Below are 14361 nucleotides of genomic sequence, written 5' to 3' on the forward strand. Positions count from 1 at the left end.
AGGCGGTCCGCCGCGCGGGCACGATCCTGCGCAGCGTGGGAGCGCCGCGCTCGCGGGCAGCCCCGCCTCCGCCCTCGCCCCGATCATCCCGGCCACGCAGGCTCCGGACAGCGAGAACCCGGCCAACCTAGACCAGTGACACCAGGTCGTCCCAGCGGGTGAAGAGCACCCCGAGCGCCGCGCCGAGCAGCCCGGCCAGCACCGCGATCCCCACGTCCGCGGCACCCGATCCCGCCGTAGCCACCAGTCCCAGTACGGCCAGCGAAACGAGCACTAGGTTACGGACGACGTGCGGCACCCCGAGCGGTGTCTCCGAAGCGCCGAAGCACCGGCAGGGCACCGCGGCGCCCCGCCGCATGACCAGCAGGGTAGCGACGGTGAACCCGCCCAGCAGCACGGCCGCCAGCGTGAACCCGGCCGCGCCCGCCCACCCCAACGGCACCGCGGTCAGCACGATCACCGCGGCCTCGCCCGCCGCCACGGCGAACGGGACGGCCGGCGAGCGCCAGGTCGTCATGTCCGTCACCGACGTGGCGAAACGCCGCCACGCCTCGCGCCCGGAGACCTTGCTCGCCAGCGCCACCGCGAACACGATGACCAGCAGCACACGACACCCAACAGCGACGTAAAGCATGATCACCGTCTCCGTCCACGACGACACTGCACGCAGTATGGCCCGTCGTTCTCAGCGATTTCTCAACGCCATCTCAATGACTACGCTCGAGATCGTGCTGATTCCGTTGCTTGGGCCGGTCGAACTGGAACGCGCGGGCAAGATCATCCCGATACGTCCTCCGCAGGTGGCGCTCGCACTGGCCGCGCCGGCCTGGAAGGTCGGGCACGTCGTATCGGGGGAGACGCTGGAGAACAGGATCTGGGGAGAGCAGGTGCCGAACGGCGCCAGGAAGACCCTGTACACGATCATTACCCAGATCCACCGCGAGGTGCTCGGCGACGACGGCGACGTGTTAGGCAGGCTGGGCGGCTACCTGCTCGACGTGGACGAGTCAGCAGTCGACGTCACCCGCTTCCGCACGCTGGCCGAGCGCGCGGTCACCGCACCCGATCCGGGGCCACTGCTGGAGGAGGTGCTCACGCTGTGGCGCGGCGAACCGCTGGCGGGGGTGCCCGGCGAGTGGGTGGAACGGGCCCGAAGGGCGCTGGGCGAGGAGCGCAAGGAGGTCTCGCTGCGCTGGGCGCGCCGTGACCGAGACCGATCCGGGCGCGGCCGTGGCAGCGCTGGCGCCGCTGATCGAGGCGCTGCACTCCGGCGGCCGTACGGCGGAGGCGCTCGCCCGCTTCGCCAACATGGCCCTCCGCTCGGGTCCGTGCCACCAGACGCAAAGTAGCTGTGAGTAACCGGGGGCTCCCGGACGGCCGGACTTCCACGGCTTCAGCCCGCTCGTCGTGCCCCGGCCGACCGGCTGGCGTCCCGGGCTGGAGGTCACCGGCTACTGGTGACCGGTCCGTCCGAGGGGCTGGCAGCCGGATCCCGTGCTGACGGACTTCCTGGGCGCGGGTCCCGCGCCGGTGTTCGTCGGCTTCGGCGGCCTGGCGGGCACGCGGGCCGAGCCGTACACGGAACTGGTCGTGGACGCCCTGCGGCGGGCGGGTCTGCGCGGAGTGGTGCAGACAGGTAGAGAGGGGCCGATCACCGACGACGTGCTGGGCGTCGGCGACGTCCGGGGTCGGGGAACCCAGGAGCAGCCGTTGGCGCTGAGAATGATCTTGGGTGAAGTGTGACGTCCAGCTTCGGTGCGTGATCGCTCTACCTGGAGGTCTCTGGCCCGTGGATGATGCGGTGGATGGTGGAGCGGCCGACGCTGTACTCGGTGGCAAGGTCGGCCAGGGACACCTCGCCCTCGGCGTAGCGCCGGCGGATGGAGCGCCGGGCGGGTTCAGGCAGTTTGGGTTGCTTGCCCTTGAGCTTGCCGTTCTTCTTGGCCAGGGCCATGCCCTCGCGGGTACGCAGGTGCCCGAGGTTGGCTTCGAACTCGGCGACCATGGCGAGGGTTTGCAGGAACAGCCGGCCGAACGGGTCGTTCCAGTCGTAGACGGAGGCGCCCAGTCCGAACAGGACGCCACGGCCGGACAGGCCGGTCAGGGTCTCGTTGGCCTCGGCCATGTTGCGGGCGAACCGGTCGAACTTGGTGACGGTGAAGACCGTCCCGTCCCAGACGGCGGCGAGGGCCTGGTCGAGGCCGGCGCGGTTGCGTCGGGTGGTTCCGGAGACGCCGCGGTCGATGTAGATGCGATCCTCGGGGACGCCGAGGGCCAGGAGCTGCTCGGTCTGGATGATGACGTCTTGTCCGTCGGTGGAGCAGCGGGCGTAGCCGACGCGGGTTCCGTTCACGTGCCCAAGTGTTCCGGATAGGGGGCCTTCACCGGAGCAGTGTGTGGAACACCTATACGGAACACCTCGACCTGGGTGTCTGTCTCGGCTGGTGGGTGTTCCGGTTGAGGATCCCCTTACGGAACGTCAATTCATCCCGGCCACGTTCTGGATCTCCCTTGTGCGCGGCTGTGGTGGCACTCACCCCACATACCTCGGGCGCGGCCCCGACCCGTAGCGAAGCGGCGGGCGGCTATGTACGTGATAGCTGTCCTTCCACGTACATGGCCGCCCATAAGTGTCCGGTCAGGCGTCGCGGTGGTTGATCGCCAGGGTTGCCAGCAGGAGGGACACCACGACGTAACCCACCAGGATGACGGCGGCCGTTGAGGGATCGAAGGCTCCTGCGTCGGGTACGGTGGCCAGTTGCCTGGCCAGCGACGGAATCGTCAAGGAGCTGATCCAGTCGTTCCACGGAGCCGGGAGGAAGCGCTCGAGCACGGTCGGGGACAGCGGGAGGACGACCAGCACGATGAGCGCTCCCGGTGTCGACCGCAGGACCGTGGCCAGGCCCAGCCCCATCACTCCGGCGACGGCGGAGCCGGCGCCGGTAGTCAGAACCTCGGCCAGGGCCGCATGTTCGGCGAACGAGGCACCGATCGGACGCCCGGCCACCACGGCCTGTGCGGTGAAGTAGGTGGCGAACGCCAGCACCTGGCCCGCGACAGCGGCCACGGCGGCCACCACAACGGCCTTGGCCACAAGGAGCGTCCACCGGCTCCGGATCGTGGTCAGCGTGAGTCTGATCATGCCGGTGGCGTACTCGCCGGAGATGGTGAACACGCCCAGCATGCCGAACAGCACAGGCGGAATGTCGGCGCTGAGGCTGATACCCGTGCCGACGGGATCGCCGCCGGGGCCGTTGGTGTCGAAGTTGCGCGAGATCGAGTAGGCGGCGAAGCCGGTGAGCGCAAGGGCCGAGAGCGTGGAGGCCAGGACGTAGTAGGTGGCTCGGAGCGAGCGTAGCTTGAGCCATTCCGATGCGACGACGTTGATCATTGGGTGATCTCCATGAAGGCTTCCTCTAGTGATGTCCGGCGCGACACCAACTCGTGAACGGCGCAGCCGTTCGCCAGGGCGATGTCGCCGATGGCGGCTGCGGTCAGGCCGGTCACCAGCAATTCCTCTCCGGCCCGGGCGTCCCGCACGGGGCGCGTATCGACTCCAGCCGCTGCGGGCCGGCCAGGCACCGGCTCCTCATCGGTGTCGGTGTCCTGAGCGGGGTGTATGGTTGCGCCGGCCGCTTCGAGTGCCCTGGACAGGCGGGCCGCGTGGGGGGATCGGACCAGTACGCCGCTCTGGAAACGGGCCAGCAGGTCCGCCGTTGAGGTGTCCTCGATCAGCCGGCCCTGGCCGATGATGATGAGCCGGTCGGCGGTAAGGGACATCTCGGTCATGAGGTGGCTCGACAGCAGGACGGTGCGCCCCTCGGCGGCCAGGGATCTGAGCAGTGTCCTGAGCCAGCGAATGCCGTCGGGGTCGAGACCGTTGACCGGCTCGTCGAGAATGAGCACGCCCGGGTCACCGAGCAGCGCCGCCGCAATACCAAGGCGCTGGCGCATCCCCTGAGAGAACCCGGCGATCCGCTTGCGCGCCGCCCCGGCCAGGCCGACCTCCTCCAGCACCTCCACGACCCTGCGGCGCCCGATCCCGCCGGCATGCGCCAGCGCCTGGAGGTGAGCGAACGCGCTGCGCCCGCCCTGCACCTCGGCCGCGTCGAGCATGGCGCCGACCTCGCGCATGGGGTCGCGCAGGTCGTGTTTGCGGACGCCGTTGATCAACGCCTTGCCCGAGGTGGGCGTGTGGAGGCCGAGGATCATGCGCATGGTGGTGGACTTGCCGGCGCCGTTGTGCCCGAGGAAGCCGGTGACCTGTCCGGGTTTGACGTCGAACGTGAGCCTGGACACCGCGCGGGTGGAGCCGTACAGCTTCGTCAGGTCTGTGACCTCGATCATTTGCCCACCTTCTGAATCCGCTCGGCCGGGCAACGCGTGCCCGGCGCGGGCAGCCCCCCCGTGGTCAGGTAAGCATTGACGTGCCGCCGCAGGCAGATGTTGGCTGCCCACGACGCGTGGCCGTCGCCGTGCCACAGGACGCGCGCGGACGGGATCTGCTCGGCCACGTGCGCCTGCCCGCGATAGTTGGTGTTGTTGTCGAGCTCCCCGATCGCGAAGAGGATCGGCGGGGCGTCCTTCACACGCAACAGGTGCGGCGCCCAGGACGCGCCCCCGCTGCGGCCCCAGCACCGCCCGAGCTCGAAGCGTCCCTCGAGCCAGCCGAACCTCGGCGCGATCTCATGGAGTCTGGCCTCGATGCCCTGGAACTCTTCGTACGTCGGCGGCTTCGGCATGAAGTCGTTGCACAAGGAGTCTTGGCTCACGGACGTGCCGCCCTCATCCGGGAGCAGTTCCCCCTCCAGGAAGCCGCCGGCGTCGCTGTCGAGGGCCTTGCGGATGGCAGTGGCGAGCTGGGGCCAGAGCGCCGGATTCATGCCTTTGACCGCGCCGGCGTACAGCTGCCCCTCGGTCACCGTCCGTCCGGCCGACGCCGGCAGTGGCGCGCGCTGCACCCTGGCGACGAGCTCGTCCCATGCCTTGCCCGCGTCCCTGCCGTGCAGGGCGCAGTCGGTGCGGCGGGCGCACCAGTCGCGGAAGCGAGCGAGATGGCGCTCCTGCGTGAGCGCGTAGTTGCGGATCCAGGGCTCGAAGTCCTGCTGGGTGTGATCGGCGGTGCCGTCGAAGTACATCCGGCCGACCCGCTGCGGGAACAGCTCCAGGTAGGCTTGGGCGTAGACGGTCCCGTAGGAGTTGCCCGCGTAGATGACCTTGTCCTGGCCGAGTGCGGCGCGCAGGGCGTCGATGTCGTGCGCCACGTTCCATGCCGTTATCCCGCGCCAGGCCGATTTGGCCATTTTGCGGCAACTTGCCTGGTGGGCCGCGTTCTTGGCGGCGTGGGCGTCCCAGTCCTGCTTCGTCCTGGCCAGGAGCAGTCCGAAGATGGAGGCCCCGGGCTCCGCGCAGCTCACTCTCTTGCCGCCCGCGGGCTCCGACATCCCGCGCGGATCGATGGCGATGACGTCGAAGCTCCTCTGCAACTCATCAAGCAGGTTCGGCAGCTCCGCCGGAGCATCGGGCTGGCTTTTCCGCCTGAGCATCGACGTGCTGGTGCCGGGCCCTCCGAAGTTGACGATCAGCGGCCCGATGCTCTTGCCCGTCGCGGGCAGTTTGGCCACGTGCACCGAGGTTCTGGGCCCGCCAGGATCGGCCCAGTCCACGGGAACGACCAATTCGGCGCATCGCAGGCCGTCACCACAGTCTTTCCACACGAGGCCGTGGGCCTGCGCCGAGGCCAGCGCGATACCACCGAGCGGCACGGCGAGACAGGCCGCCAGGCACAGGGCGATGAGTCTGCGTCGGTTCATGGCAGCAACGATGCTGTACGGCGGTGGGCCGCACATCGGAGCCAGATCCGATCTTTGGGATTGGACCAGGGTCATACGGTGCGGGCGTATGTGGGCGGAGTATGACCCTGGTCTGACGGACCGTGCTCCGATTCGCCCCCGGCCGTTCCTCGATAACGTCGGGCTGTGAATCTGCTCGCCCGACGGCCTCCGCCCTGGCTGCTCATCCTGGCCGACACCGTGGTCGCGGTGCTGCTCGCGCTGGCGTCCACGGCGAGTCCGCCGGAACTGACCACGAACGCCGTGACCACCGTGCTCTGCTGGCTGCTCGCGGTGCCCGTGGCGGTGCGGCGGGTATGGCCGGAGCCCGCCTACTACGGTGCGCTCCTGATCGGCCTTGCCGTGCTGGCGCTGCAGAGCAACCGGCTGATGGCGACGGCCGTGGTGGCCCTGGCCATCTACCCGGTGGCGGCCGGCCGGCCGGTGTGGCGATCGGCGATCGCCCTGGTGTCGGGCCTGCTCGTCAACGGAGGGTCGCTGCTGGTCTCGATGCCGGGCCCAGCACGATATTCGAACGGCTGGCCCGACCCCGTCTTCATCCTCGGTACGGCCTGGCTGCTCCTCGCAGCGAGCTGGAGTCTTGGCACGGCGGCGCGCACCCGCCGCGAGTTCGCCGCCCGCGAGGCCAGGATGCAGGCCGAGAAGGCGGCGGCCGACGAACGCCTGCGGATCGCGCGCGAGCTGCACGACGTCGTCGCCCATTCGATGAGCATGATCACCGTCAAGGCGGGGGTGGCGGCCAAGGTCCTGGACAAGCACCCAGAGGAAGGGCGCAAGGCGTTGCGGGCCATCGAGGAGATCGGGCGTAGCTCGCTCGCGGAGATGCGCCATTTTCTCGGCGTGCTGCGCGCACCCGGCAGCGCGCCCGACAGCACACCGCTCCCCCGGCTCGCCGACCTGCCGTCCCTGGCGCGCCAGGCGGCGGAGGCCGGCGTGCAAGTCGATCTGTCGGTGGACGGAGCCGTGCCCGACAGCATGGCGCTGGCCGTTTACCGCATCGTCCAGGAGGCGATCACCAACGTCGTCAAGCACGCCGCTCCCGCCCACTGCCAGGCCAGCGTGTCGGTCGCCGATGGGAGGTTGCGGATCTCCGTGCTCGACGATGGGCCTGGGCAGAGGGTGCTGCCGGGGCGGCCGGGTGGGCACGGGCTGGCCGGAATGCGCGAACGGGCGCTGCTGTACGGCGGCACCTTCGAGGCCGGCCCGCTCCCGGGACGGGGGTTCGGCGTGCACGCGTCATGGGAGATCCCGTGACCCGCCTGGGAGTTCCACTCTCTCTCGACGGAGGGAGGGGGTGCGGCGCCGGACACCTTCCGGCGAGCGCGTGCGTGCGCGAACGGCAGGTCCATTCGACAGAGCGCCGCAGTGGCGCATGGATGATGGATGTACGTACGGCCGGCGTTCCGAGAAAGCATCGACGTGGTGCGAGCGGTAGGCGCGGATCGGTCATGATGGACGTGATGACGAGGATCACGAGCATGAGCCGGAGGAAGCGGAGTCGGCGGGTCCGGACAGGACGTCCGCGGACCGGGCCGGGCCTGCTCCGGGTGGGTGCGGCAGGGGGAGGCTCGTGATTCGGGTGCTCATCGCCGACGATCAGGCGCTCCTGCGCGGCAGTTTCCGCCTGCTGATCGACTCGGAGGACGATCTCACCGTGGTCGGAGAGGCGGCCGACGGGCGGGAGGCGGTGGCGCTCGCGCGTACAGAGTCACCCGACGTGGTGCTCATGGACGTCAGAATGCCCGAGATGGACGGCATCACCGCGACCGGGCAGATCGCCGCGGACACTCGGGTCCTCATCCTGACCACGTTCGACCTCGATGAATACGTCTATTCGGCGCTGCGCGCGGGCGCCAGCGGGTTCCTGCTCAAGGACGCGCCTCCGGACGACCTCCTGAAGGGGATCCGAGTGGTGGCCTCGGGTGAGACGCTGCTCGCGCCGACCGTCACCACCCGACTGATCACGGAGTTCGTACAGCGGCCGCCCCAGCAGCCCTTTCACGGGCTCGACACATTGACGGACCGGGAGCGCGAAGTGCTCACCCTCGTGGCCCACGGACTGTCCAATGCCGAGCTCAGCGTGCAGCTCCAGGTGAGTCCCGGGACCGTCAAGACGCATATCGGCCGTCTGCTGGCCAAGCTCAACGCCCGCGACCGCGCCCAGCTCGTCATCGCCGCCTACGAGGCCCGCCTGGTCACGCCGCGTTAGCCGACCGCGCGCCGTGACCGCCGGCGGCGTCAGCGCTCCACCACGCCGGCCCGCACACCGGGCATGCGAGGAAGGCATCGGGACCAGGACGCATGTCGTGGCCCGCGAGCCCGGGCATCTACACCCCCTCCTCGTTCACGCCGCCACCATCGGGGAGGTCCGGGATCTCGCCGAGCTGCCGCAGTCCTTCGGCCGGGGCGGAGGAGGAGATGGAGTAGCGGCCCAGGACGTTGAGGTGGGCGTGGCCCAGCGGGGACAGCCGGGCAGCGTCCTCATCCTTGACCGGGACGCCTTCGGCGTGCAGCCGGTCCACCGCGGCCGACAGATACTTCGAGTTCCACAGCGCGACCGCGTTGACGACCAGCCCCAACGCGGCTAGTTGGTCTTCTTGTCCTTCACGGTACGCCTTGCGGATCTGCCCGTTGCTGCCGTGGCAGATCTTACGGGCGAGCCGGTGCCGGGACTCCTGGACGGTGAGCTGCTTGTTCAGCTTGCGGCGGTAGGTGTCGTCGATCGGGTCCAAGATGGAAAGCAGGTGCAACGTCTTGTCGATCCGGCCGTACTCGGCGAACGCCTGCCCCAGCGGCGTCGGACGCCCGCTGCGGGCGAACATGCGCAGCAGGTCGTAGGCGCGGACCTGGTTGGTCACCAGCGACCCGGCAACCCGGGTCATATCCGACCACTGGGTGCAGATCTTCTGCCGGTTGATCTTGTTACGGGCGATCGCCTCCAACGGCCCGTAGTCGCCCGGGGTGTTGCTGCCGGGCACCTCCGAGCGCCAGAACCGCTGATCGCCCAGGTCGGCGAAGCGGGGCGCGAACCGGTAGCCGAGCATGGAGAAGATGCCGAATACTGTGTCCGAATCGGACGCCTGGTCGGTCGTGACGACCTCGGGCTGCGGACCGGCGTCGATGTTGATCAGGGTGTCGAGGATGTACAGCGAATCGCGCGGCGTCCCGGGCACGACCATCTGCCCGATCCCCATCACTTGATCATTGACTGCGTTCAAGAGCGTCAGGCCGCGCTTGTAGCCGAAGTACTCCGGCGAGGGGGCGGCGTTGATCGTCTGGACCGGGACGACGAACCGCAGCCCGTCGACCGAGGCCAGCAGCCCGCCGCCCCACAATCGGCACGCCGCGCTGGGCCTCGATCAGGATCGCGTTCGCCGCGGCGTGCGTCTCGGCCCGCACGTAGTTCTGGTCGACGTGCGAGAGCCGGCCGCGGGTCAGCGCCTCGTCCCCGTCCTTGATCACCGGGGTGAGGCCGACGTTGCAGGCCTCGCTGATCAGCAGAGCGACCAGGGATCGGGGCAGGTGGTGCATGCGCGTGGAGATGTCGGCCAGGTGCACATAGGCGTCCAGGAGTGCACCTCCAGCAGCAGTTCGGGCAGGTCGATGCGGGGCAGCATCGCCTGGCAGGCCGCACGTAGCCACTTCAACGACGGGCTCTCGCCCAGCGCGCCGAGCTTCTCCACCGACAAGCGGGCGTGTCCGTCAGACGGGGTGACCACACGGACCAGGGCGTCGTCGCCGGCTTCTTCGAGTCGGCCGGCCATCTGCCGCCACGCCGCGTCCAGCGCCAGCAGCTTGGCATCGAGGTGGGTCTCGACGGGGTCGGTGAGCGACAGGGAGGCGAGCACGTCCTCGCTGATCGCCTCCCACGCCTTGCCGTCCAGCAGGTGGGCGCGCGGGTCGGCCCACCGCAGCGACGGTGCGGCGAACACGTCGCGCACCTGGAGTGCCCGAAACAGCCCCTCGAGGACACAGACCACATAGGCGTCGCGATCCACCGCGCCTTCGGGCAGGTCGGGGTTGGCGAACACCGGCCGCTTCCAGGCCGCGGTCACCAGGGACGCGTCGATCTCCTTCGGGATGAGGGGCTTGCGGGAGACGTGCCGGCGCGTCAGCTCCGGCAGAGCGCGCACCGCGGCCAGGACCTTGCGGCCTCCGGCCGCCGCGCCCAGGGCCTTGGACTCGCCCAGCAGCTTCAAGAACGGCCGGACGGTGTTGTACTTGTCGACCAGCGCCGCGCGCAGGGCCGCCTCGGCCGCGCCGTCGTCGTCGGGGACGAGCTGGTCGACCTGTTCCAGCGCGGCCAGGACCTGCTCCTTGCTCGCCCCGGCTTCGGCGATGACGGCCGTCCACAGCGCCGCTGGGTCCAGGTCGGCGCCCGCCTCGGCGACCGGGTCGAGCTGCTCAACCAGCACCCGGCCCGCCCGGGACAGGAGCCTGGAGGCTTTCTCCAGCTTCGGCAGCATCGCCAGCCGGTCGCCCGAGGACTTGCGGCGCGCCGGCGAGATCAGCCGCGAGGCTATCAGCAGCGCGAACAGATCGAGGGCGTCGTCGATCGCCTCGGCCTCCAGTGACCGGGTCACCGCCAGCATCGTCGCGGTCTTCCTCGGCTCATGCAGACGGGCCAGCAGCGGCGCTTTGCTGCCTGCCCCGTACTTGGCGAGCGTCTTCAGTCGCCGGACCGGCACCTTGTCGATGCGCACCCGCCCCAGGCGGAACCGGGCGATGTCGTCCACCCGCTGCAGCGCCCGCGCCATCTCCGTGCCCGACTGCCTCTTGGGCGCCTGCCGCAGCCGCTCCAGCTCCGACATCCGCGCCCCGGGAGGAACCACCAGCAGCCCTGACAGCTCCCGCCGCAACGCCGCATCGGCGCGGTCTACCTGACGCGCCACCGTGGCATACAAACGCTCATCGGCCTGCTCACGGACGCTGGCTACCAGGCGTTCCAGCACCGTCACCCCCGGCAGCAACACCCGGTGCCTGCGCAGCCACGCCACCGACTGATCGAACAACGCCGTCGGCCCCTCGGCATGCGTCCACACCCGACCATGCAGGAACGTCCGGAACCACCTCGCCAGCACCCGCCCCTCCCACGGCTCGTGATCATCAAAGTCGCGGTAACCGTAAGCGTCCCGGATCATCCACGCGTGCTCATACGCCGTCTTCAGCCGCTCCCCGTACCTCTTCACCTGCGACGGATCGCCGATTCCCAACTGCGCGGCCAGATAGTCCACCACCGGCCACGGCACCGCCAGCGGATCCTCTAGGAACAGCCCCTTGTACCGGACCGTCCCGATCTGAACGGCCACGCCCAGGCGATGCGAGTCCTGGCGTGACTTCGCGATCACGTCCCGATCGAACGCGTCCAGGAAGAAGAACTTCTCCAGGTCCGACAGTGACGGCAGCTCATCGAACGCCGTATACGCCCTGACCTGGTCATCAGACAAAACCCCACCGGCATGGGCGACAACGGTAGACATGTCACTGATCACCGTCAAAGCGACGATCGCGCCAGATGCCCGGATCTCGAAGCTGGCCCGATCACACACCGAAGCCGGACGTCACACTTCGAGCAAGATCATTCTCAGCGCCAATGGCTGTTCCTGGGTTCCTCAACCCCGACGTCCCGCACGACTCGCTGTTCCCCCAGGTGGCGGCGGTGGCCCACCACTGCGGCGGCGGCACGACGGGAGCCGTGGCGCGGGCGGGCGTGCCCGCCGTGGCGGTGCCGGTCATGAACGACCAGCCGTTCTGGGCGTCGAGGCTGGCGGCGCTCGGCGTGGCGCCGCCGCCGATCCCGTTCCGCCGCCTGACGCCCGCCCGCCTGGCCGACGCCCTCACCGCCGCGCTCACCGAGCCCGGCTTCCGTCAACGGGCCGAGGCGCCGGCCGCGGGCGTGGCGGCCGAGGACGGCGCGGCGCCCGTCGTCACGGCGGTCAACCGCCTTCTCGGTGCCCGCTGACCGCGCCCCCCGAGCACCACGCCCAGGGCGACGACCAGCGCTCCCGCCACGTCGGCGAGACCCGCCTCGCCGAGGCCGAGGGCGACGGTCGTGAGCAACGCGCCCACCGGCACGAGCCCGGCGAACAGTCCCGCGCGGTCGGCGCCGAGCCGGCGCAGCGCGTCGTACCAGAGGAAGAAGGCCGCGGCCGTCACGACCGCGCCGAGGTAGACGAAACCGGCCGCTTCCCCGGCCGTCGGCAGCCGAAGCGCCGACGTGCCCTCCAGCAGGAGCCCCGCCATCAGCAGCATCGGCACCGACAGTGCCGCGGGATAGGCCGCGACCCGCAGCGGGCCGAGCTTGGGCAGCAAGGGCACGGCCAGCAGCGAGAAGGCCACCTCACCGGCGAGCGCGCCCAGCGACAGCAGCAGGCCCTTCACGCTTCCCGATCCGAGCCCGGCGGCGACCGCCGCGCCGAGCGCGACCACGAGGGCCGCGCCGACCGTGCGGAGCGCGGGACGCCGTCCTTCCGACAACGGTCCCACGAGCGCCATGACCAGCGGTACCGCGCCGATGACCGTGCCGATCATCGCGGGGCCCGCGTGCCTGGTGGCCTCGACGAGGAAGAGGTTGAACCCGGCGAGGCCGGTGCCGGCCAGCGCGAACAGCAGCAGCACGTCACGCGCGTTCAGCCGGACGCGGGGGAGCCGCTGACGACGGACGACGAACAGGAGGATCACCGCGGCGAGCGCGTAACGCAGGGCCTGGCCGGTGAAGACGGGGTAGGCGGCGACGGTCGCCGATACCGCGGTCGAGGTGCCGACGAGCAGCATCGCCGAGCCCGCGGCGAGGGGAGCGGAGAGCTTCACGCCGCGGACTCGGCGACCAGGACCTTGCGGGTGACGCGCTCGGCGATCGCCGCGACCAGCGTGCGGGGACGGCGCGGCGTCAGGTGCGCGCCCAGCGCGTTGCCGAACCCGGGGACGACGTAGCCGCGCCCGCGCTCCAGCGCCCGCAACGTGGCGCGCACGACCGGCTTCGGCGTGGTGAACGAGCCGGTGACGGCGGCGTTGCGGGTGCCGATGGCCTCGAAGAAGCCGGTCTCAACCGGGCCGGGGCACAGGGTGAGCACGCGGATGCCGCGCTTGCGGTACTCCTGGCGGAGAGCGAGACCGAAGTTCAGGACGAACGCCTTGGACGCTCCGTACACCGCGAAGTACGGCGAGGGCTGGAACCCGGCGTTCGAGGCCACGTTGATGACCGAGCCGCCGCCGCGCGCGAGCATGCCGGGCAGGAGTTCGTGGGTGAGGTCCACGAGGGCGACCACGTTGACCATCAACTGCTCGTGGTCACGCCCGGTCGAGATCTCCTCGAAGCGGCCGCACGTGCCGAAACCCGCGTTGTTGACCAGCAGGTCGACGTGCAGACCGCGGTCTGTCACCTGCTCGGCCACGCGCCGGGCGGCGTCGGGCCTCGCGAGGTCCTGGACCAGCACGTGGGCACGCACGCCGTGGTCGGCGACGAGGCGCTCGGCGAGCGCGGCCAGTCGGTCGCCCGAGCGGGCCACGAGGATCACGTCGTGTCCCTGGGCGGCGAGCTGGATGGCGAACTCGGCGCCGAGACCGGACGAGGCGCCGGTGACGAGAGCGGTGCGGTTCATGTCTTCCCCTTGGTGAGGTGGAGCAACTGAGAGCAGTATGTATCAATATTCAGAAAATCTGCAACACAGATGATGCAGTTAGCCTTCGAACTGCATCGATGCTGTAAGATTCTGCTGGTTAAGTGGGCTATACCGGAGGCATGATGAGTGACAAGACACTGCGCGCGGACGCGGAACGCAGCGTTCGCGTGATCCTGGAGGCGGCAGAACACGTGCTCGCCGCAGACCCGGGCGCGTCGATGGAACAGATCGCCGCCGAGGCGGGCGTGGCGCGCACGACCATCCACCGGCGCTTCGCCAACCGGCAGGCGCTCACCGACGCGCTCGCCACCTCAGCGGCCCGCCAGCTCGTCAAGGCCATCGACGACGGCAGGCCCGACACCGCGCCGCCCCTCGTCGCGATGCACAGGATCACCGCGAACGTGCTGGAGGTGAAGAGCGCCTGGGCCTTCGCCCTGGCCCTGCCCGCGGAGCCGGGCAGCGAGGCCTCGCTGTTGCAGCGCGACATCAACGACAGTTGCGCCCTCACCCTGCGCAGGGCCCAGAACGACGGGCTCATCGACGAGAAGGCCGACCTCGACTGGGTGCGCAGGGTCTACTACGCGCTCATCGGCGAATCGCTCCACGGCAACGCGGAAGGCGCCGACCCCGACACGCTCGCGGCGCGCATCATCGACACCCTCCTCCACGGCGCCGGGCCGCGGCCGTCCCGTTCCGCCCCCTAGACGGCCCGGTGCTCGGGTCGCCGTCACTGGGGGCAAAGTAGAGCGTTGACGCAGGTCGCGGCGCGTGAGGGCTGCGGCTCTCGACTCCGGATTTCGATCCAGGCGTTCGGGGATGAGTCCGGCGCCCAGTCCGGCGCCCCCTGCCCCGATAACGGTGGCGAGCACGTTTCCGCAGGTTGCGTT

At 70.0% G+C, this 14361-nt stretch carries 13 protein-coding genes and 1 pseudogene; 6 read left to right on the top strand and 8 right to left on the bottom strand.

The window, feature by feature from the left end; genetic code table 11:
• Positions 1 to 127 precede the first annotated feature (127 nt).
• A complete protein-coding gene (locus ABZ815_RS37505) occupies positions 128 to 634 on the bottom strand; it encodes a MauE/DoxX family redox-associated membrane protein (protein ID WP_357706043.1) in 507 nt (168 codons plus the stop codon).
• 94 nt (positions 635 to 728) lie between these two features.
• Between ABZ815_RS37505 and ABZ815_RS37510 the strand changes: the two genes are divergently transcribed.
• Both ABZ815_RS37510 and ABZ815_RS37515 read left to right on the top strand, forming a co-directional pair.
• Positions 729 to 1349, top strand: coding sequence for a hypothetical protein (locus tag ABZ815_RS37510; RefSeq protein ID WP_357705949.1), 621 nt, complete (start codon positions 729 to 731; stop codon positions 1347 to 1349).
• Positions 1350 to 1494: 145 nt separating this feature from the next.
• On the top strand, positions 1495 to 1743 hold the full coding sequence (locus tag ABZ815_RS37515; RefSeq protein ID WP_357705950.1) for a hypothetical protein: 249 nt from the start codon (positions 1495 to 1497) through the stop codon (positions 1741 to 1743).
• 25 nt (positions 1744 to 1768) lie between these two features.
• Here the strand turns inward: ABZ815_RS37515 and ABZ815_RS37520 are convergent, their stop codons facing one another.
• The 4 genes from ABZ815_RS37520 to ABZ815_RS37535 all read right to left on the bottom strand — a co-directional run bounded on the left by ABZ815_RS37520 (position 1769) and on the right by ABZ815_RS37535 (position 5813).
• A complete protein-coding gene (locus ABZ815_RS37520) occupies positions 1769 to 2353 on the bottom strand; it encodes a recombinase family protein (RefSeq protein ID WP_357705951.1) in 585 nt (194 codons plus the stop codon).
• Between the two features lie 285 nt (positions 2354 to 2638).
• Positions 2639 to 3391, bottom strand: a complete 753-nt coding sequence (locus ABZ815_RS37525) for an ABC transporter permease subunit (protein ID WP_357705952.1) — start codon at positions 3389 to 3391, stop codon at positions 2639 to 2641.
• Positions 3388 to 4347, bottom strand: coding sequence for an ATP-binding cassette domain-containing protein (locus tag ABZ815_RS37530; protein WP_357705953.1), 960 nt, complete (start codon positions 4345 to 4347; stop codon positions 3388 to 3390). The genes ABZ815_RS37525 and ABZ815_RS37530 overlap by 4 nt, the downstream gene beginning before the upstream one ends.
• On the bottom strand, positions 4344 to 5813 hold the full coding sequence (locus ABZ815_RS37535) for an alpha/beta fold hydrolase (RefSeq protein ID WP_357705954.1): 1470 nt from the start codon (positions 5811 to 5813) through the stop codon (positions 4344 to 4346). Before ABZ815_RS37535 ends, ABZ815_RS37530 begins: the two co-directional genes overlap by 4 nt.
• Before the next feature lie 165 nt (positions 5814 to 5978).
• Between ABZ815_RS37535 and ABZ815_RS37540 the strand changes: the two genes are divergently transcribed.
• Both ABZ815_RS37540 and ABZ815_RS37545 read left to right on the top strand, forming a co-directional pair.
• Complete coding sequence (locus tag ABZ815_RS37540) at positions 5979 to 7106, top strand: sensor histidine kinase (RefSeq protein WP_357705955.1); 1128 nt, start codon at positions 5979 to 5981, stop codon at positions 7104 to 7106.
• A 316-nt stretch (positions 7107 to 7422) separates the two neighbouring features.
• Positions 7423 to 8061 (top strand): response regulator transcription factor, encoded by a 639-nt coding sequence (locus ABZ815_RS37545; protein ID WP_357705956.1) that lies wholly within the window; start codon positions 7423 to 7425, stop codon positions 8059 to 8061.
• A 118-nt stretch (positions 8062 to 8179) separates the two neighbouring features.
• On the opposite strand, the pseudogene ABZ815_RS37550 reads toward ABZ815_RS37545, so the two are convergent.
• Positions 8180 to 11332 (bottom strand): annotated as a pseudogene (locus ABZ815_RS37550) (Tn3 family transposase).
• Between the two features lie 113 nt (positions 11333 to 11445).
• Between ABZ815_RS37550 and ABZ815_RS37555 the strand changes: the two are divergent.
• Positions 11446 to 11814 (top strand): nucleotide disphospho-sugar-binding domain-containing protein, encoded by a 369-nt coding sequence (locus tag ABZ815_RS37555; RefSeq protein ID WP_357705957.1) that lies wholly within the window; start codon positions 11446 to 11448, stop codon positions 11812 to 11814.
• Here ABZ815_RS37555 and ABZ815_RS37560 read toward each other — a convergent pair.
• Complete coding sequence (locus ABZ815_RS37560) at positions 11721 to 12662, bottom strand: DMT family transporter (protein ID WP_357705958.1); 942 nt, start codon at positions 12660 to 12662, stop codon at positions 11721 to 11723. The genes ABZ815_RS37555 and ABZ815_RS37560 overlap by 94 nt on opposite strands.
• Positions 12659 to 13453 carry an SDR family oxidoreductase gene (locus ABZ815_RS37565; RefSeq protein ID WP_357705959.1) on the bottom strand — a complete coding sequence of 265 codons (795 nt, stop codon included), beginning with the start codon at positions 13451 to 13453 and terminating at the stop codon, positions 12659 to 12661. The genes ABZ815_RS37560 and ABZ815_RS37565 overlap by 4 nt, the downstream gene beginning before the upstream one ends.
• A gap of 140 nt (positions 13454 to 13593) precedes the next feature.
• On the opposite strand from ABZ815_RS37565, the gene ABZ815_RS37570 reads away from it, so the two are divergent.
• Positions 13594 to 14178 (top strand): TetR/AcrR family transcriptional regulator, encoded by a 585-nt coding sequence (locus tag ABZ815_RS37570; RefSeq protein ID WP_357705960.1) that lies wholly within the window; start codon positions 13594 to 13596, stop codon positions 14176 to 14178.
• Positions 14179 to 14361 lie beyond the last annotated feature (183 nt).

It is taken from the genome of Nonomuraea sp. NPDC047529 (genome assembly GCF_040642995.1).
Classification (GTDB): domain Bacteria; phylum Actinomycetota; class Actinomycetes; order Streptosporangiales; family Streptosporangiaceae; genus Nonomuraea.